The sequence below is a fragment of the Gorillibacterium sp. sgz306347 genome, assembly GCF_059735245.1.
This window is the reverse complement of the sequence record NZ_JCAPET010000049.1, coordinates 1-18,886: the sequence shown is the minus strand read 5'-3', so window position 1 is coordinate 18,886 and position 18,886 is coordinate 1. Positions and strand designations below refer to the sequence as shown.

Below are 18,886 nucleotides of genomic sequence, written 5' to 3'. Positions count from 1 at the left end.
CTTTTTATGCCTTCCTGCTTTTTTTCCCTTATAACCCGCCGCCGAACGGATCAAGCGGGCAACGCGTACATCAGCGAAAAGAAATGCGCCACCGAACCGCCAAGCACAAACAAATGCCAAACGGCATGATGGTACGGAAAACTCCGCCACACATAAAAGATGGTGCCGACCGTGTACAGCACCCCGCCCGCCACCAGGAGCAGGACGCCCTCATAAGGGAACGAGCCGACGAGCGGCTTCCACGCAAAGACAATGAGCCAGCCCATGGCGATGTAAATCAGCGTCGAGGTGAACAAAAACCGTTTTACGTAAAACGCCTTGAACACGACCCCTGCCGCCGCGATCCCCCAAACCAGACCGAACAGGGTCCAGCCAAGCGGGCCGCGAATGGCGCTGAGCATGATCGGCGTGTAGGTCCCGGCAATGAACAGATAGATCGAGGAATGGTCGAAAATCTCGAAAAGATCCTTCACCTTTCCTTCCGGAAACGAGTGAACCAGCGTGGAGGAGGTGTACAGCAGCAGCATCGTCACGCCGAAGATCGTATAGCTGACAATATGCCAAGCCGTACCGTGCAGGCTGGAAAACACAATCAAAAGCACCAGCGCGGCAACGCTGAGCACGACCCCGATTCCGTGCGTGACGGCATTGGCCACCTCTTCCCTGCGGGTGTAAACATGCGTATTGGCCATAGCGGCTCACGCTCCTTTTTGTACCGGACTTGAGCGGCCCGCCGCGCTGTCTGCTCCGCGAACGCCCATACCGTAAGTTATTCCCATTATACCGCGATGTTCCTCCCGATTCCAGAAAGAACCGATCCCGGTCAAAAAGCGAACCGCCGCGTTCCGCAAGCCCCGAAACCGGGCGGCCAACGAACTTGCGGCGGATAAGGATCAAATCCGGTAGCGTTCCCGGATCACATTCAGGTGATGTCTTTCATGTCCTGCGATGATTGCCATCAGAGCAAGTGCGGTTGTCGGATGGCCGCTTACGGTGCCCTCCCGGTCCCAGGCCTCCTCCGGCCAGCCGCGGAACAGCAGAAGGCTCGCCCGGCGGACCGCCGCCCGCTCCTCCAGAAGGAACGCAAACGTCAGCTGTTCCGATCCGGCGAGAGGGACATAATCGTCCTGCTCAAAGCCGGGCAGCGGCGTCTTGTCGCCGCGCGCAATGCGCAGAGCCCGGGCCGCCATGATCCGCTCCGTATCGTTCATGTGGCCGAGCAGCTCCTTCAGGCTCCATTTTCCCGGCTCGTAACGGTGCCCTCCCTGCTCTTCCGTCAACGAAGAGAACAAGGCGTCCATTTCCCGGCCCTGCTCCTCCAAAATGCCGAAGAGGTCCCCCTCCGGCAGCAGCTTCAGATAAGCGCCGGTATGCGGCGGGTATTGGCCTTCCTTCGGTCGGCGGTTCATCGCCCCTCCCCCTTTCCGGCGTTCATCACGGCTTCCGTCAGCCGGTCAAACGTATCGTCGTCCTCCTCCAGCCAGTCCTCCACGGCCAGAATGTCCTCTTCGCTGCCCGATTCGTTCAGGAAGTGAAGGCTGTAGCTCCAGTCCCTTCCCTTCTTGCTTTGCAGGGTAATTTCGTAAGGATGGCGGTGACCCTCCACGGTAAAGGCAACTTGTCCGACGTAACCGTCCTCCGGGGAGTGCTCCAGACTGGCCCCTGTGATTTCCAAACGCATATGCATCCTCCTTCGCTTTTGTGCTTGTCCGGTCCGATGAAGCTTTCTTTCCATTCCCGTTCATTATAGCATTCCGCACTTGCCCTGCCGAACCTTTTCCTTTTCCTCCGGCAAGGGTCTGGCCGTCGGCGCTGATCGTTTGGACAAGACCCCCCCTTTTTGCCCGTTGAAAGCAGCTTGGATCGTGTTGAAACCTTTTCGCCGGCGGATGAGTCTATTGGAGAAGAATCCAAAGAATGGATGTGACCGCATGAAAATAAAACGGCTTGCTCCGCTCCTGACTGTCCTCGTTCTGCTTCTTCCGGGAGGTGCGTCCGCCTTGGCTTCGGCTGAACCTCTTCCCGGGATCTCCGGTTTTTCGGCGCATGCCGCCGCCCAAACCGCCGCGTCATCCGGCAAAAGCGGAACCGGGACGCCCGAAACCGCCGGCCCGCACGCATTTGACGGAGTCCGGCTAATCGACCGGAACGGAACGGTCCTGCTCCGGCCGTCTTCCGCACCCTTTGAGCTTTTTCAGCCGGTCTGGGTGGACGGTGGGGAAGAGAAAGCCCTTCTCGCGTATAGCCCCGGCAGTTCCTCTCCGCTTCTTATCATGGACGGGAGACAGACCGCGCTTCCCGAGCCCGACTGGACAAAGCCCGAGAAAAGCTTCGGCAATGATTACGGAATCGACGTCCTGTACGGCGACCGGCTGCTGGGGGATGAAATCGCCGCCGTCAAAGGAAACCGAACCTTGTACCTGGCCAATCTGAAAACCGGCGAAACCAAAAAGCTGTACTCCTCCAAACTGCCCGTCTACGGCATGGCGGCCTCGCCCGACAACCGGAGGTTCGCCCTGCTGGTGGCATCCAGCGAGCGGCTGGCCCCGGAGGCGGATCTCCTGGTTCTTGACCGCGACGGGCGAATCGTATACCGGAAAACCAACGCCAGCTATCTTTCGCACAGCGACGGATATCTGTTCCCTTACCCGGTGGTATGGAACGACAACCGCACCGTCACGGTTCTGCAGGAGGGCAGAGAGGATCTGTCGGGCACAAGCCGGATCCGGATTGACCTGAACCGCGCGGTATACACCGGGCATCCGGCGCAGCCGGCCGGTGCCTTAAAGCTGCTGGAACGGGCTGCCGGCAAAGCGGCCTTCCCGGAAGCGGTGCGGTTTTTGCCCGAGCCGGGAAAAAACCCGGTTTGGTATGCGGCGGAAACCGAAAAGTCCGACGTTTGGCTGCTGGACACCCGTTCCGGCCGCGCCGTGAATCTGGGCCGGGCCAAGCTTCTGTTTTGGACCTCCGGCGGAAATCTGCTTCTCGGCAACAGCAAGCCGGAAAGGCCCGTCCGCTACATCGGCATCGACGAACGCTAATTCCATCCGCAACCGGCCCGACGGGTGCCGGCCAAAAAAGCCGGAGGTTCCCAGAAAGGGACTGACCCCTGTCTCACCAACAGGGGTCAGTCCCACATGCGGAACTTCCGGCTTCTTTTTCACATCGATTGCCCGCGCGGGCATTTACACGTCCTACCGGTTTTCCTCCAGCCACAAAATCGCCGTCACGCCGCGGGGATAATACCGGCTTCCGTGAACTTTGCCGTTCATCATCTGATCGCTCCAGCTCCAGACCGCATTGTCGGGATCGGTCAGCCAGCCGACATGCGCCGCGTCCGCCTTCGCCATGGCCTCGTCATGCGGCAGGCCCATGATATGGCGGGCGACAAACTGGCAGAGGTAGATTTTGCTGAGCCAGCTGTTGCCGGTGGTCGAGGAAAGCTTCCAGGCCCCGTCGTCAAACAGGCATACGCCCGGGACAAGCACCGTTGACAGATGCGTATCCAGTGCCTTCCGGTATTCGCCGAACCGGCCGTCCGGGTCCAGCGCTTCCGCGCATCCGGTGTAATAGGGAAAAACCAGCCCTTCGATTGCCGGAATGATGCGGGAGGTGTTGCCCTCGCCCATGACCGCCGGAATATAGCCCTCGTCCGTCAAATGGGATGCCATCGTTGTCGCCGCCCGCGCCGCCTGTTCCGCGCTGACCGCCGCTCGCTCCTCGTCGCCGAACGAACGAAAAATTTTTTCCATGGCGACGTACGACGCCCAGCTTTTGCTTGCCAGATAGAGGTTGTTGCGGGCCTGCCCAAGGGAAACGTCCAGACTGTCATAGGTCGTAATTTCGGCTCCGCCCATCGCCCGCGTGCTGTCGAGGCTCATGACGCCGTCCCGCTGCGCCGGATCGGAATGGTCGCGGTTCAGCATGCTTTCGAGGCAGCGGGCCAGCACCGGCAGATTGGCTTCCAGCCAAGTGCGGTCCCCGGTTTGCTCCGCGTAAACCGCCGCCGTCAGCACCCAGTTCACCAGCTGCTCGTGCGTCATGTGCGAGAAGCATCCGGTCAGCCCGTACTGCTCATAGGACGAGTAGCCGGGACGGGAAATGGCGTTTGCCACGCCCATGTCATGCGTAAAGCTGATGCCGCCCGGATATTCGGTTTCGTCGTTCGGAAAACGGACCCGGTCCTCGTAGCTGAAACGCTTCGTAAACATGTCCAGCTCGTTTTTGACCGTCCACGGGTTGAATTTCAATTCGTAAAAAAGCTGGTCCACCGTCAGGTCGAAGGTGTTGATCATGCGATACTCGCCTTCGTTGACGATCCAGAACGGGCGCTCTTCGTAATCGAGCAGCTGCGTCGAGCCGTAATAGCTGCGGATGGCATGCGCGAGCATAAAACGCTGGTCTTCCGAGAGCTTGGCCCCGTCCAGCAGCCGGTCCGCTTCCTTAGCCCGTTCCGCCAGCGTATCGTAGCGCTCAATCGCGTAAGCGGCCACCGATTCGAGGCTTGGAAAATACCGCGTATACCAGTAAGAAGCGTCGATGCCGGTGGTGACAAAGCCCGCCCGGTGGAAGCAGATCGCAAAACGGAAGGTCTTCGTTTCCCCGGCCGGCGTCTCCACGAGAAGCGCGCCCGCAGAGCCGAGCCCGAACGTCCAGTTTTCCTTGAGCGGGGTATTGAAAATATTGTCCAGCGAAAAATGCGTCGCCGCCGTCGCCAGTCCGTCCGCCGAAACAATCGCACCGCTGCGCCCATGGCCGATGCCGACGAGGCCCGGCACCGTATCCTCCAGCCGCCGCCGGGCGGCGACGGGGTCCGTGCTCTGGTAGCCGAAAAAGGCGCGGCGCGGCCGGTCCGAACGGCGGTTGTCCACGGTCAGCTCGGCGAGTATGGCGGGGATCAGCACTTCCTTCAGCTCGTCCTCGGAAGCCGTCTCCGGGTCCGGGACGGGCCGCACCTGGGACAGCAGCCGGAACGTCAGGTCGCCGGCCGTCCATTCGTCCGTGCCCAGCCGGAACTCCCGTTTTACCTCCGTGCGGCGAAACGGATGCAGCATGCCGGTGACTGCGGCGCTTTCGGCGTTTTCCGGGTCGTAGCGCAACGCTTCATCCGATTCCGAGCTTTCGTGAAAGGGAAGCGTATCGTAACCGGTTCCGTTTTGCCGCTCCAGGCCAATAAAGACGTTTTGTCCGGGCGGGCGGCCGAGCTCCAGGTCGAACCCGCCCGAAGCGCCGGGAAACCCAAGGGTAAAGCTGGCAAACGCTCCAATCGGAGAGTGGTGGGCATTGAAAAAATCGTTTCGTTTCATCGACTTCGCTCCTTTTGGTCGACTTCTCCCTCTCATCTTAGTCGATTTGGCCGGGCCCATGAAGGTTCAAAGCAGGCAAGAACTTGGGCAAATGAGACCTCCGAGGCGGAAAAATGGTATAATGAAACCGATTGCAAAGGAGGATTTGTCCCAATGAGACTCGCCATCCCCGACGGCGTCGAAAACAGCATGGAAACCCGGATGCTGCCCGACGTTCACTTTGCGTTCCGGACCTTCGCCGCGCATACCCGCAGCGTAAACGGTAGCTGGCACTACCCGGAGCACACGCATCCGCTGTTTGAGCTCAATCTGGTGCTGCACGGGATGCAGGGCCTGCGCTTCGGCAGCGAGGAGGTTTGGCAGCGGCCGGGCGACATCGCCTTGATTGGCCCCGGCGTCAAGCACTCCAGCCTGGGCTCCGCAAACGGCGGCGAAATGGTTTACTTCAGCCTGCATTTCGATGTCGACGATGCCGCTCTGCGGGAAACGCTTTTGGCCGCCAGCGGCTCTTTGCTGCCCGCGCACGACCCGGAGGCCGCAGAGCTGCGGCAAGCGCTCGCCGGCCTGGTCCCGCCGCAGCTTGCTGCGAGGCTGTACGAAGCGCGTGGCGCTATGTGTGCAGCGGGCCCGAACGGCGAACGCGGCGGCGGACGTGCGGCGCCTCTCGCAACAGAGCTTCGGGAAGCGCACGGCGCTCTGCCGCCGCAGCTTGCGGCGGGGCTGTACGAAGCGTCCGGGCACGTCCCCGAGGCACATTTGCCGGTTGCGCCCGGGTATTCCGCCAAAGCGGAAGTGCCGGATGCGCTTGAGTATTACGCCAAGGCGGGAGCGTATGCGTACGAACCTATCGCCCAGGAGAAAGCGCCGGATGGGCTCGGGCACGCCCCCAAGTCGGATGCGCATGGGCACAGTGCCAAAGCGGATTTACCGGATGAGTTCGGGCATACCCCCGAGTCGGATTTGCCGGATGCGCCCGGGCCTTCCGCCAAGGCGGGAGCACCGGATGCACTCGGGCATACCCCCGAGTCGGATTTGCCGGATGCGCCCGGGCCTTCCGCTCATGCGGGAGCACCGGGTGCACTCGGGCATACCCCCGAGTCGGATTTGCCGGATGCGCCCGGACCTTCCACTCACGCGGGAGCACCGGATGCACTCGGGCAAACCCCCGAGTCGGATTTGCCGGATGTAACCGGACATTTCGCACAGGCGGAACCGAACGGCACAAGCTTGGCAGCTTCCGCTTCCACCCAAGCGGAACAGCCGGTCTTTGCCGGAGACCGGCTGGCCCTCCTGGAAGCCTCCTTCCGGATTCTCGCTGCTTTGTGCCGCGCTTTGCGGCCCCGGGAGGATGCGGCAGCTCAAGAGGGTTCGGCGGGGCGAACCAGGCTGGAGTACACGTCGGCGCTCGCTGAGGAAATGGAACGCCGGCTGCAGGCCGCGGTGACGGACCGCGAACCCGACGCCGACCGTGTGGAGATTGAGCGTATCGCCGCCGAGCTTGGCTACAGCCGGGCGCACTGCAACCGGACGTTCCGGCGCGTCTACGGACAGTCGCCGCGGCAGTACCTGTCCGCGCTGGTCATCCGCAAGGCCAAGCTGCTGCTGATGGACCGAAGCCTGTCCGTTGACGAGATCGCCCGTCAGCTTGGCTACCGCGAGGTGTCGCATTTCAGCAAGCAGTTCAAGCGCTGGACCGGCCTGTCGCCGCTTTCCTACCGCCGCTTGACGCATTGAAAGTGACGGTGCCAAACAAAACACTTTGAACTCCCTCCATAAAATACCGTTATCCGCTAGAACATACATGAAATGTCCAAGGTACCATACGCACCGGGCTCGAGAGAGTAAGGCGCTGTTCTTCCTTCGACTCGGGCAACATTTTCCTGCAAAAATGCAGCATTATGCCGGGAGAAAACTGTTTTTCCGGAGAATGCTGCGATTATGCAGGATATTTTTTAGTTCACCGTTGTATTTCTGAAAAATGACGGATAATGCTGCATAATCGCAGCATTGTTCATCCGATTTATCCTGCAGGAGGAAAGAATGATGCATATTAGCAACATTCTATCTTTCTGCAGGCTTTGGCAACGCACCGTATCGGGTGAGAAGGGATTAAGAGCCTTTTTTCTGCTCGAATGATGAACTGCTTGTGCAGCTGATTGCAAAAGAAGGTGCCAATGGAGGTCAAATGGAGGACTTTCCGATCACTTCAAACCTCCGACGAAGCTGAAAGTGAAATAACCGGACGGGGCAAGCTCTTTGCCCCGTCCGGTTTTCTTCTTTTTGCGCGTGAAGTTCGCCAGCTTCTCGTTTGCCATTTTGCCAAATCAGGTCAGCCGCTTTAGGTCGAAGGAATCGCTACTGGAAGCTGTCCTTCGTTTCCGCCCCGACGATCATGCCGTTTTCGTCATACCGAAGTCCCGTTTGTTCTTGCAGCCATGCAAGTCGTTCGCGGTAACGGGCGTACTCTCCGCTGATGACGGCGAGGCAGTCTGCCATGCTCCCGTCCAGCACAAATCCCGGCAGCTTTGTGCGCTCCGCCTCGGCGAACGGATTGCCGTCTCCAAACGCTTCCCGGTTAACGCGGTTGCGCTCCGCCGTCATTTCCGGCATTTGCCGCACAAGCTCCGCCAATTCCTCTTCGGACATTCCCGCCAGCTGCCGCTTGGCTAATGCAATCGCATTGGCCATTTCCTCGATTTCCTCCTCGGACAGCGCAGCATAGAGGCGGGCGACTTCTTCCGGAAGCTCAACGGCTTCTTCGGAGTCCAGCCCCTCCACCAGTCGCTCCCAGGCTTGCCGCTTCTCGGGCGTATCCAATGGCTCGGTCAAAAACGCTCCGATTTCCACGGCCAGTATGGCGCCAAAAGGACCGGGAAACAGCCGCAGCAGCGCTGCCTGCGCGCGCTCCGTCCCGTCCGGCCGGCTGTCTTCCAGCATGGACCGGACGAATGGCAGCCATTCCGATTCCGCCTCCGAACGCTCGTCCCCTCCTGCGTGAACGGCCTCTTCCGGCGTGCGGCCGGCAGCCGGCTCTGGGCTTGCGAATCCGGCCGGCAGCTGCGCGGATGCTCCTGCCGGATTCGCATCAGCGGCCCCGTCCGCCTCCAGCCGTTCCAGCAGCAGCGCCACCCGCCGCCGGTTTTTGCGAAGACGGTCCGATTCCCGCTCCAGGCGTTCCAGATGAGCGGCCAGCACCCGTTCCCGCTCCTGAGGAAAATGACGGATGGCGGCGATGTCCTTGAGCGGCATGTCCAGCTCCCGCAGCAGCCGGATCTCCAGCAGCGCCGCCACCGTTTCTTCTCCGTATTCCCGGTATCCATTGCCGGGCTCGGGCTTTGAGACGATGAGTCCCGCTTCCTCGTAATAACGGATTGCTTTTTTGGTCAGCCCCGTTTTCCGGGCGATCTCTCCGATTTTCATGGCTCTCCTTCCCTTCCGCCGATCACTTGTTGTCTTCATCATAAACCGTGACGTGAGGGAACGGTCAAGGCCCGGCGGCAGAGATTTTTTCTGCGTTTGCTCCATCCCGGCGAGCCGCTCGCCAAGCTTCTCGCCAACGGCAAAGAGCCCGCTTTCGCGGGCTCTTCTTTCCGCGCCAGGGCAGCCGCCTCGCCCGCTCGCTCTTCCGCGCCGGTCCGCCGCGGCTCATCGGCCGGCTCTTTCCCGCCGATCCCGCCGTCCCACTCGCTCTCCCGCGCCGGTCCGCCGCGGCTCATCGGCCGGCTCTTTCCCGCCGATCCCGCCGTCCCGCTCGCTCTCCCGCGTCGGTCCGCCGGCGGCTCGGCGGTCAACCCTCTCGCCGCCGATCGCGGCCTTCCGGGCCTCCCGTTTGCTCGTTCCCATCGCCTCCTCGGCTCGCTGTCCGCACCGAGCCGCCCTTTCCGCGCCGGTCCGGCCGCCCCGCTCCATCCGCGCCAGTCCCGCCGCGCGGGCGGCAAGAGCGGAAAGCGCCACCCGGCGAGTTACCGGCCGGCCAGCGCTTCCTCCACGGCGCGGTTCAGGGCGCGCGCCGCTGCGAGCGGAGAATCCGCGAGGCTGATGGCGCTGATCACGGAAACGCCGTCCGCGCCCGCGCGGATTACCTCCGCCGCGTTATGCGGCCCGATGCCGCCGATCCCTACGATCGGCAGCTGCACGCCCGCCGCGCGGATGCGGCCGAGCACCGGCACGCCGGACGCCGCCCGGGCGTCCTCCTTGGTGCTCGTCGCATACAGCGGGCCGACGCCCAGGTAGTCGGCCCCCTGGCGAACCGCCTCGGCCGCTTCGGCTTCGTCATGCGCCGACACCCCGAGGATGCGGTCCGGCCCGATGCGGGCGCGCACACGGGCGGCCGCCTCGTCCTCCTGGCCGACATGAACGCCGTCGGCGTCCAGCTCCAGCGCCAGGTCCACGTCGTCGTTGACGAGAAACGGGACCCCGCGCCGCGCGCACAGCGCCCGAAGCTCCCGGGCCAGCAGCAGCCGTTCCGCGCCGCTCAGGCTGCCTGTCCCTTTTTCACGGAACTGAAATACCGTCGCGCCGCCTTCGATCGCTTCGGCCAGCACGCGCACGGGATCAAGCCGGCAGTTGTTGCTGCCCATAATGAAATACAGCCGCAAAATATCCCGAAGAGTGCGTGTGTTTCCGGCTAAACCATCCCCTCTTCCGCTGGAACCTGCTATTCTAGCGTCCATCCGCGCTCACGCTCCCCGCTGCGGCGGCCTGCCGGTCCCGGTAGGCCCAGTGGTTCGTCGGCCCGTGCCCCCCGCCGACCCCCAGGCTGTCTTCAATCGCAGCCTGCACATAGTCACGGGCCAGCCGCACCGCCTCTTCGACGGACATACCGCGGGCAAGTCCCGCCGCCGCCGCGGCCGAATAGGTGCAGCCGGTTCCATGCGTGTGGCGCGTTTCCGTGCGGGGGCCCGCCAGCTCATGGAAATCGCGGCCGTCGAACAGCAAGTCGATGACTTCCGGGCCTTCTCCGTGCCCGCCCTTGATCACCACATTGGCGGCTCCCATGGCGGCCAGACGGCGGGCCGCCTCCCGGCGCGACGCCATATCCTTGATCGCCAGGCCGGTCAGCGCTTCGGCCTCCGGAAGGTTCGGCGTCACGATGCGGGCAAGCGGCAGCAGCTCTTCCTTCATCGCACGCATGGCCTCCTCGCGCAAAAGCGCCGCTCCGCCCTTGGCGATCATCACCGGGTCCACCACCACGCTGCGCCACCCGTACCGGCGGAGCCGGTCCGCAACCGCGCGGATAATCTCGCCGCTGAACAGCATGCCGGTTTTCACGGCATCCGTTCCCATGTCTTCGCCGATCGCGTCGATCTGGCCCGCCACCGCCTCCGGCGGAACCGGATGAATGCCGTGCACGCCTAGCGTGTTTTGCAGGGTAACCGCCGTCAGCGCCGACATGCCATAAACGCGAAGCTCCTGGAATGTTTTCAGGTCCGCCTGGATGCCCGCTCCGCCACCGCTGTCCGACCCGGCCACGGTCAGCGCCTTCGGCACCGGACGCGCCACTGTTTCTTGTATGCTCATTGTTTCCCCTCTTTTCCGAATCTGGCCAGCCGCAAACGTCACCGATTATGCTAGGCCAAAATACGCTCCACCTTGGCCCGCTCCAAAAGGTCCTGCGCCTTAACGGCATGGAGGCTGTTAAGCAGCTCGATCTGGAAGCTGCCCGGCCCCCGGCCGGCCGCCCGTTCCTCCGCCAGCTCGGCCGCCGTGCTGTAAACGGCCAGCGCGGCGACAGCGGCTTTTACCGGGTCCGCCTCCACGGCGGCAAACGCGCCGACCACGGAGGACAGCAGGCAGCCCGCTCCGGTTACCAGCGCAAGCAGCGGCGAGCCGCCCCGCACCGTCCACACCGATTGCCCGTCGGAAACAAAGTCCTCCTTGCCGGTGATGACGGCTACCGTGCCGAGCGTACGCGCCGCTTCCGCCGCCAGCTTCGCCGGACTTCCGGCCCCGTCTCCGCCGTCGACGCCTTTCACCGTCCACTCTCGTCCGATCACGTTGGCGATTTCGCCCGCGTTGCCCCGGATGGCCGTCACCTTGAGCTCCTTCATCAACCGCCGGGCCGTTTCCGTCCGGTACGCCGTCGCGCCGGCTCCGACCGGATCGAACACAACCGGAACGCCGTGCCGGTTGGCGGAATCACCGGCCAGCCGCATCGCCTCGACCACCGTTTCATCCAGCGTGCCGATGTTCAGCGAAACGGCGCCTGCAATCCGGGCGATATCCGCCACCTCTTCCTTGGCATACGCCATAATCGGCGAAGCGCCGAGCGCGTACAGGCCATTGGCCGTAAAATTCGTCACCACTACGTTGGTGATGTTGTGCACCAACGGCTTTTGCGAGCGTACGCCGGCAAACGTGTCCGCCAAATGCTGAAGATTCATTAAACAACCGCCTTCCCATACTGATTTCCGATTTTCGAGAGCCCGCAGCGCCAACGGACATGATGCTCAGAGCCACAGCCGGGCAACGCGCGTCAGCCGCAGAAGCGGCAAAGCGGCGGAATCGGCGGAACGATGGAGGAAACGGCCGAAAGCCCGCCAACGATACCTTCGCGCAAACCTTCCTCCCCGCAAACGCAAAAAACGCGCCGCCCGCCGCAGCGGGCGGCGCGTCCAAAGACGCACCGCTTCCGAGAATTGCTTTTCCTGCGCTGGCATTATCCAACAGGTTCGACGGTCTGCGGCGATAATAGCCGCACTCTCAGCCTGCTAACGGCAAGCTCCCGTGTGATTCGGTTTTGCGATAAGTGTAGACTTCCTCCCGGTGAATTGCAAGCGTTTTTTCGCCGTTCCTCCGGGTTTACTTCATCTCCATCCGGTCGAAAATTCCCTTGCCCAGCGCAAAAGTCCCGGCTACCACCAGCAGGTTCCACCCGATCACGATGAGACAGAAGAGGCTGTCCGCAGCCAGTCCCGGCTCAAAGCCGTACACGTTCCCCTTGACGATCAAACCGCCGACGATACCCGGAGCTAACAGGAGAATTATCAGGAAAAACCAGAGGAACACCTGCAGCACCCGGGAATGAACGGGACCGAACAGCCGCCGGAACAGCACATCCGAATACGTGAAAAACGCGCCGTATGTTACATAAGCGACAGCGGACAAAAGAATCACCGGAAGAGGCGCCCCCATGAAAGCCCCCGCCACAACGAACAAAACGAGCCCGTCGATCAGGTTTTTTACCGCGTCGCCCACGGTTGCATAAAACAGCTTCGCCGCCGAGCTTGCGGGCAGCAGGTAAATATAAGGACGGGCCAGCTCCTGCACCCACCGGCTTTGAAAGTACATGATGAACAAATAGTAGATCGCAAACATCAAAAGAATCGTGATGCCCTGCTCTTTGATGACGTATTGGGCAGCGAATCCGATCGCGGCCAGCAGAAGCGTGGAACGGGAGACGAACAGGAAGCCGGTCTTTTTCATTTCCAGCAGCTGCCGGTAAAAGAGCGCCGCCGCCCCCGTCCCTCCGTAACGCTGCTGCACCCTGCGGACCTTCCCAGGCGAGAGTGCTCCGGGCTGCTGCTTTCCCTCCCGTTTGGCCGCCACGCGGGACTCAATTGTTTCCGTATTGGCCAGCACATCCTCGTAATAGTCCGCTTTCAGCAGATAAAAGCCCGTTATGAGCAGGAGGGCCGTCAGCGCGATCAATGCCGCCGCAACCCAAAAGCCGGTGGACAGGCCCGTCAGCGAGGCCATAAACAGCGTTTTGAACCAGCCGAGAAACGGAATCCACTCAAAAGCGCGCGCGTTCAAAACGGATTTTGCCGCTTCCAGTCCATCCTTCAGCTCAACCAGCCGGTACAAAAAGAAAACGCCCAGCACCGCAAGAAAACCGGTCCAGATCCGCTCCGCCAGCCTGCGCGCCCTCGCCGTGCGCGAGGTCCACGAGTAGATGAGCAGCCCCAGCAGCTGAAGCAGGAACAGCAGCGCGAAAAAGCCGGCCAGCAAAATGACCATGCCTCCCGCGTCCACGTCAAAGTTGTTGCGCAGGTTCGGCAGCTGCCAGCACAGGAAAAAGACGGTCAGGAGGGTCATGCCGATCTGTTTCAGAAAGCCGTACAGCAGCACCTTTTTGGGTGAAATCGGAGCGGTGAAGGCCAGGTTGACATCGGCCATGCGAAAAAAGCTGCTTCCCGACTTGATGCTCCGCTTGACGTTAAAATGCGCGACGACCAGCAGAACGGCGGCCACGATTGCGCCGTATGTTTCCGGCGTGCCTTTTCGGGGAAGCTCGGCCGGATCGGTCATAAACGTAGTCATGATTATAAAGACAAACAGCAGCGCCAGAATCAGATAGGAGACCAGAATGCCCGGCTTCCGCCGCAGCTCCTTGAGCGAATTGACCAGCGTCCGCCGGAAGACGTAAAGGAGCGGCTTCATACCCGGTCCCCTTCCGTCAGCCGGAAGAACGCCTGCTCCAGGGTTTCGCCGCTGGCGGCGATCTCGCGGCGGGTGCCCGACAGCAGAATGTGCCCGTCCTTCATAATCAGCGCCCGGTCCCAAACGTCCTCTACGCTGTCGATGATGTGCGTGCTGATCAGGAGGCTGGCCCCCGCCTCGCGCAGCTCGGCAAACACCGCCTTCAGCTCCTTGATCGCGCGGGGATCGAGCCCGATCATCGGCTCGTCGAAGAACAGCACCTTCGGCTCCGGCAGCAGGGCGCAGCAGATGCTGACCTTTTGCTGCATGCCCTTGGACAGCTCCTTGCCCAGCTTGTCGGCTTTGTCGGTGAGATCAAAACGCGCCAGCAGCTTCTCGGACCGTTCCTGCCAGTCCTTCAACCCATAGGCATGGGCGATGAACTGCATATGCTCGCGCACGGTAAGCATGTCGTACAGCGCCGGTGTTTCGGGAATATAGCCGAACAGCCGCTTCGCTTCCATGCTTTTGCTCGGCTGCCCGCCGACGCTTGCCTCCCCCTCGTGGTTCAGAAGGCCGATGATGCACTTGATCGTCGTGCTTTTGCCCGCTCCGTTCGGGCCGAGCAGCACCGCCGCTTCCCCCGGCAGCACCTCGAAACTGACGCCGCTTACGGCCAGCGTTTTTTCGTAAGCCTTGGTCAACTCCCTGACTTGAAGCATTCTGTTCCCCTCCGATCAATATTTGCGGTGATAGTAAAGCAAAAAAGCCACATAAACGCCCAAGTTGATGAACAGCAGCGCGGTGGCGAGCCGCCAGGCTTCCCATTCGGCGGAGGCGGCCGCTATCACCGCTGCGCACAGGATGTAATAGGTCGCCGTATAGGTGGCGCTTTTGGCCTTCATCCGGATAAATACGCTGCGTTCTTCGTTTTGGGCCTGATAATTCCGCATCGCTTCGGGGCTTTTTCGCACGATCCGGCCGGTAAAAAGCATGGCCGCCCCGCCGCACAGACACCCGATGGCAATCCCGCCGAAGGCGCCGCTCTCAATCCAGCCGAAGCTGCGGTTCAGCCATTCCGCCAGCCCCGCGGCTGCGCCCAGCGCCATCAGACAGAGGCCGTAAAGACGATCCCTTTTGAGGAAACGGGCAACTTCCTTATTCATCTTCCTCCTCCTCGAATAAAAAGACGTCTTCAATCGTTACCCCGAAGATTTTGGAGATCCGGTAAGCCAGGTGAATGGACGGGTTGTATTTCCCGCTCTCCAGCGAAATGATCGTTTGCCGGGATACAGCCGCGCGGTCGGCCAATTCCTGCTGCGTCATTCCGCATCGCTCCCGGCAGGCCCGAATTCGGTTGCGCATGAAATCCCTCCGCGGCATGGAGAAGCAGGTTCTCCGAGATATGTAAAGCTTGCTTAACACCAATTTAGAAAAAAAAGCCAACTATGTCAAGTTGGCTTTACTTAGATTAGTGGAGCATCCGCGCAGAAACGGCCAATTGAACCACCTTCCGGGGCGAACTTCAGCCATTTTGGGGGAATTCGGCCTTATTTCGTATCCCGGAAGGCGGGCTTTATCCGCCCAGGCTGTCCGCGATATGGCGCAGGTACAGCCGGGGCAGACTGATGTCGGAGTGAAGCGACAGGGTCCGGCTGCCCACCACATCCTCGATCTCGTTCAGCAGCGGCCTTCCGGCGGCGTCAAAGACGAAATCGATGCCGGCCAGGCCAAGGTCCAGCAGTCCGGCGATCCGTTCCGCCAGTTCGCGTTCCTCATCCGTGAGCGAATGCAGCGAAGCGCGGCCGCCCAGGGAAAAATTCGCCCGAAAATCGGCGTCCGACTCCCGCAGCACCGCCGCGGCGATCCGCTTGCCGACGACAAACACGCGCACGTCGCGTCCCGGTGTGACCATCTCCTGCAGGATGTACCGGCGCGCGCCGGGCGGCGGCATTGTCGCGGCTTGTGCTGCCGGGTCGGCGGCAAGCGGCGGCGCTTCGGTGGAACGGGCGATCGGGTCGCCCGTGAACGGCGACGTTTCGGCGGAACGGGCGATGAGGTCGCCGGCAAACGACGGTGCAGCGGAGGGCCCAGACGTCCCTCCAACGGCAAGCGCCTCCGTCAGCTCGCCCGCCGACCGGACCAGCCGCACCTCGCTCCCGCCCCGCCCGCCGACGGTTTTCAGGACGAGCGGATACGCCAGTCCGGCGTACCGCTCCTCACGGTAATCCGAGGCGTCCAAAAACAACGTGTCGGGCATCGGAATCCCATGCCCGGCGAGAAACTGGCACGTCCGCGCCTTGTCGTTGGCCAGCCCGGAGACGGCCGACGGATTGAAAACGCGGACGCCAAGCGCCTCCATCTGGCGGGACAGCAGGGGGTCGATGTTGCGCATGATGCAGAAGTCGGGAAGCCTCCCGTCCTCCCGCTCATCCGCGCCGATGCAGGCGAGAAAAAGGCGGCCGGACCGGACACCGTGCCGGATGTCTTCCTTGCGGACCAGCCGGAGCCCGATGCCCGCTTCCTCCGCCTCGCCGAGAAACCAGTCGATGTACGACCGGTTCCGCCGGGCGTCCGGCTCATTGTAGACCAGCCATCCGTTAAGCACGACAGTCCCTCTCCTCCAGTATGTATTCCAGCATTATGCGGGCCAGGTCAATCCCCGTGCAGTCGAAAATATTTTTGAAATGCGCGTTCGAATTCACTTCGCACACAATCGGTTCCCCGTCCGGTCCGAACAGCAGGTCGACGCCGGCAAAATCGGCTCCAACCAGCTGTGCGCACACTGCGGCCGCCCGCGCTTCTTCTTCCGTCGGCGTATGGGCGGCCATCCGGCCGCCGGCCGATACATTGGCGCGGAAATCAGTCTCCGACCGCCGCAGCATCGCGGCTTCGGCCTTCCCGCCGACAACGTTGACGCGCAAGTCGCGGCCGCAGCTGCTCGCGATCAGCTCCTGGCAGACATGCGGCACGTGGCAAAGCCGCCGGTAAATCGCGGCCAGCTCCTCCCGGTCGCGGATCAAATAAACCTGCTCGCCAAACGAACCGAACGCTTCCTTGACGACCATCGGAAAGCCAAGCTCGTCCGCGGCCGCTTCAACGAACGTATCGTCCGCCGGCTCGAATCCGCTGTAAACAAGCGGGGCGGTTATGGTCTTGGGGATGCGCAGCCCGTGATTCGCCAGCGTTTCGTAGGTGCGCGCCTTGTCGTCGCAAATCTCGATGCTGGCCGCACGGTTGTATAGGCGAAAGCCCATCCGCTCCAGATGCCGGGCAAGCCGGATGTCCTTGTCCCAAAAGAAAATGAAATCCGGCTCGTACCCCGCGTATTTTCCCTTGATCGCGGCGCGTCCTCCCTCGATCACCGGGGTCAGCTCATGGTTGGGCAGGACGCGGACGTCGAGGGCCAGCTCCTTCGCCGTCCTTTCCAGCCAACGCACCTGATACAGAAACTTTTCGCTGTTCAGGCTGCCGTTGTACACAATGGCGCATGTTTTCATGCCGTCCGACTCCACTCCTTCTCAGGCAAACACAACGGTTTTGTTGCCGTGAATGATGACACGGTCCTCCAGATGCCATTTCACGGCCCGGGCCAGCACCGTCCGCTCGACGTGGCGGCCGATTTTTTTCAGGTCCTCCGCGCTTTCGTTATGCGTGACGCGATGCACGTCCTGTTCGATGATCGGCCCCTCGTCCAGCTGCTCGTTGACGTAATGGGCCGTCGCCCCGATAATTTTCACGCCGCGGGCATAGGCGCGCTCATACGGCTTCGCACCGACAAACGCGGGCAAAAATGAATGGTGGATGTTGATAATCCGGTTCCGGTACCGGTCCACAAAGGCCGGCGTCAAAATCTGCATGTACCGCGCCAGCACAACGACGTCGATGTCATGCTCCGCCAGCAGACGAAGCTGTTCGGCTTCGGCGGCCGATTTGTCGGCTTTGTCGACCGGCACGTGGAAGTACGGGATGCCCATCTGCTCCGCGAGGGGACGGGCGGTTTCATGGTTGCTGACAATCAGCGGAATATCCGCCAGCAGATCGCCCGAGCGCCACTGCCAAAGCAGCTCCAGCAGGGCATGATCTTCCTTGGAAACGAACACGGCCATCCGTTTGGTCTGGCGGGCAAGGGAAAGCTTCCATTCAAAGCCGATTTCCCCGGCGAGTTCAGCGATTTTGGCGCGCAGCGCTTCCTCGGCCTCCGGCAAACGGGCGACGTCAAAAGCAATGCGCATAAAAAACAACCCGTTCACGGGATCGGTGGTGTACTGGTCGGAGGTGGCGATGTTCGCCCCGTTTTCATAAAGCAGGCCGGCGATTTTGGCGACGATTCCCGGCTGGTCCTGGCAGGAGATAAGCAGCGTCGCTCTGGTGTCGGTCGGTGTGGTCATGGATGTGTGGGCCCTCCTTATGTATGCCGCCTTTTTGGCGGTCCGGTCAAATTGGTTTTATTATAGGCTATTTCGGCCGCTTTGGGTATGCACAGCGTCGGCGAATTGCCGGAACGCAAAAAAAGGACGACCCGCTTTGCTTAGGCCATCCTTTTTTTCGCGTGCCGTCCGGTTTCTCTTCGCTTGGAGCGCTCAGTAGAAACCGGAAGCGCCGCGTACTCTATGCCGTATGCCGCCTTGCAGCGATGCTCCTTTTACCAGCCGCCGCCTCTTACGAGATACGCCGGTCCAGGCGCAACAAGCCTGCTTTTTAGGCGGTCGGCGTTTTGCTCTTTTTGGATTGGGCGAAGGAGCGCACCTGGGTCATCAGTTTGTCCCGGGCGTCCTTGTTGCGCATCAGATAAGCGGCTCCAGCGGTCAGGGCGGTAAACAAAATGCTTTTTCTCATGGTGTTGTCCTCCTTTTGGGGGTTAATCTTGCTGTCGTGTTATACCTTTACCCGCTGACCGGGCCGTGAAACGCTTTTTGGGCCGAATGGCTCCGGGCTTGGGAAAGGAACGGCGGCTTCCTGCTGTCGGAAGAACCGCTTTGCCCGACGCGAAAAATGTGTTCAAATGCGCACACCAGTGCCTTTTTCGCCGCTTTTAGACCAGCTTGGACCTATCTGGCGGGAAGCGGGAAGGTTCTCTTGGCAGAAAATGCACCGGTTTTCCCTTGGCGAAACGCGTAGGTTCTACGGATGGAAACGCGCAGGGCCTCCCGATAGGAAATGCGCTTGTTCCTCGTTAGCCCCATGCCCTGGCGGGCACCACAGAAAATGAAAATAAA

The 18,886-nt window shown here is 61.5% G+C and carries 19 protein-coding genes; 2 read left to right on the top strand and 17 right to left on the bottom strand.

Features of this window, described 5'->3' with window-relative positions; translation table 11 throughout:
- Positions 1-50: 50 nt before the first annotated feature.
- The 3 genes from trhA to AC6I6H_RS19365 form a co-directional block, all read right to left on the bottom strand.
- Positions 51-692, bottom strand: coding sequence for a PAQR family membrane homeostasis protein TrhA (trhA, locus tag AC6I6H_RS19375; RefSeq protein ID WP_497955756.1), 642 nt, complete (start codon positions 690-692; stop codon positions 51-53).
- 201 nt (positions 693-893) lie between these two features.
- Positions 894-1,409: a DinB family protein gene (locus AC6I6H_RS19370; RefSeq protein WP_497955753.1), complete on the bottom strand. Its 516-nt coding sequence runs from the start codon at positions 1,407-1,409 to the stop codon at positions 894-896.
- Entirely contained in the window at positions 1,406-1,681 is a 276-nt protein-coding gene (locus AC6I6H_RS19365) for a hypothetical protein (protein WP_497955750.1), read from the bottom strand. Before AC6I6H_RS19365 ends, AC6I6H_RS19370 begins: the two co-directional genes overlap by 4 nt.
- A 250-nt stretch (positions 1,682-1,931) precedes the next feature.
- Between AC6I6H_RS19365 and AC6I6H_RS19360 the strand changes: the two genes are divergently transcribed.
- Entirely contained in the window at positions 1,932-3,041 is a 1,110-nt protein-coding gene (locus tag AC6I6H_RS19360) for a hypothetical protein (protein ID WP_497955747.1), read from the top strand.
- A gap of 153 nt (positions 3,042-3,194) precedes the next feature.
- Here the strand turns inward: AC6I6H_RS19360 and AC6I6H_RS19355 are convergent, their stop codons facing one another.
- Positions 3,195-5,306, bottom strand: coding sequence for a glycoside hydrolase family 52 protein (locus AC6I6H_RS19355; RefSeq protein WP_497955743.1), 2,112 nt, complete (start codon positions 5,304-5,306; stop codon positions 3,195-3,197).
- 153 nt (positions 5,307-5,459) lie between these two features.
- On the opposite strand from AC6I6H_RS19355, the gene AC6I6H_RS19350 reads away from it, so the two are divergent.
- Positions 5,460-7,040: a helix-turn-helix domain-containing protein gene (locus AC6I6H_RS19350; RefSeq protein ID WP_497955741.1), complete on the top strand. Its 1,581-nt coding sequence runs from the start codon at positions 5,460-5,462 to the stop codon at positions 7,038-7,040.
- A gap of 621 nt (positions 7,041-7,661) precedes the next feature.
- On the opposite strand, the gene AC6I6H_RS19345 is transcribed toward AC6I6H_RS19350, so the two are convergent.
- From AC6I6H_RS19345 to AC6I6H_RS19285, 13 genes are all read right to left on the bottom strand, one after another.
- On the bottom strand, positions 7,662-8,726 hold the full coding sequence (locus AC6I6H_RS19345; protein ID WP_497955738.1) for a MerR family transcriptional regulator: 1,065 nt from the start codon (positions 8,724-8,726) through the stop codon (positions 7,662-7,664).
- A gap of 225 nt (positions 8,727-8,951) precedes the next feature.
- Positions 8,952-9,149, bottom strand: coding sequence for a hypothetical protein (locus AC6I6H_RS19340; protein ID WP_497955735.1), 198 nt, complete (start codon positions 9,147-9,149; stop codon positions 8,952-8,954).
- A 119-nt stretch (positions 9,150-9,268) separates the two neighbouring features.
- Positions 9,269-9,979 (bottom strand): thiamine phosphate synthase, encoded by a 711-nt coding sequence (gene thiE, locus AC6I6H_RS19335; protein WP_497955732.1) that lies wholly within the window; start codon positions 9,977-9,979, stop codon positions 9,269-9,271.
- Entirely contained in the window at positions 9,969-10,826 is an 858-nt protein-coding gene (gene thiD, locus AC6I6H_RS19330; protein ID WP_497955731.1) for a bifunctional hydroxymethylpyrimidine kinase/phosphomethylpyrimidine kinase, read from the bottom strand. Before thiD ends, thiE begins: the two co-directional genes overlap by 11 nt.
- Positions 10,827-10,876: 50 nt before the next feature.
- On the bottom strand, positions 10,877-11,689 hold the full coding sequence (gene thiM / locus AC6I6H_RS19325; RefSeq protein WP_497955729.1) for a hydroxyethylthiazole kinase: 813 nt from the start codon (positions 11,687-11,689) through the stop codon (positions 10,877-10,879).
- Positions 11,690-12,107: 418 nt separating this feature from the next.
- Complete coding sequence (locus tag AC6I6H_RS19320) at positions 12,108-13,688, bottom strand: putative ABC exporter domain-containing protein (protein ID WP_497955726.1); 1,581 nt, start codon at positions 13,686-13,688, stop codon at positions 12,108-12,110.
- Positions 13,685-14,389 (bottom strand): ABC transporter ATP-binding protein, encoded by a 705-nt coding sequence (locus AC6I6H_RS19315; RefSeq protein WP_497955722.1) that lies wholly within the window; start codon positions 14,387-14,389, stop codon positions 13,685-13,687. The genes AC6I6H_RS19320 and AC6I6H_RS19315 overlap by 4 nt, the downstream gene beginning before the upstream one ends.
- 15 nt (positions 14,390-14,404) lie before the next feature.
- Entirely contained in the window at positions 14,405-14,833 is a 429-nt protein-coding gene (locus AC6I6H_RS19310) for a hypothetical protein (RefSeq protein ID WP_497955720.1), read from the bottom strand.
- Positions 14,826-15,032: a helix-turn-helix transcriptional regulator gene (locus AC6I6H_RS19305; RefSeq protein WP_497955716.1), complete on the bottom strand. Its 207-nt coding sequence runs from the start codon at positions 15,030-15,032 to the stop codon at positions 14,826-14,828. The genes AC6I6H_RS19310 and AC6I6H_RS19305 overlap by 8 nt, the downstream gene beginning before the upstream one ends.
- 211 nt (positions 15,033-15,243) lie before the next feature.
- A complete protein-coding gene (locus AC6I6H_RS19300; RefSeq protein ID WP_497955714.1) occupies positions 15,244-16,275 on the bottom strand; it encodes an ATP-grasp domain-containing protein in 1,032 nt (343 codons plus the stop codon).
- Positions 16,268-17,167, bottom strand: a complete 900-nt coding sequence (locus tag AC6I6H_RS19295; protein WP_497955712.1) for a RimK family alpha-L-glutamate ligase — start codon at positions 17,165-17,167, stop codon at positions 16,268-16,270. Before AC6I6H_RS19295 ends, AC6I6H_RS19300 begins: the two co-directional genes overlap by 8 nt.
- A gap of 21 nt (positions 17,168-17,188) precedes the next feature.
- On the bottom strand, positions 17,189-18,058 hold the full coding sequence (purU, locus tag AC6I6H_RS19290; RefSeq protein ID WP_497955709.1) for a formyltetrahydrofolate deformylase: 870 nt from the start codon (positions 18,056-18,058) through the stop codon (positions 17,189-17,191).
- Between the two features lie 310 nt (positions 18,059-18,368).
- Positions 18,369-18,506, bottom strand: coding sequence for a hypothetical protein (locus AC6I6H_RS19285; RefSeq protein WP_497955708.1), 138 nt, complete (start codon positions 18,504-18,506; stop codon positions 18,369-18,371).
- Positions 18,507-18,886 lie beyond the last annotated feature (380 nt).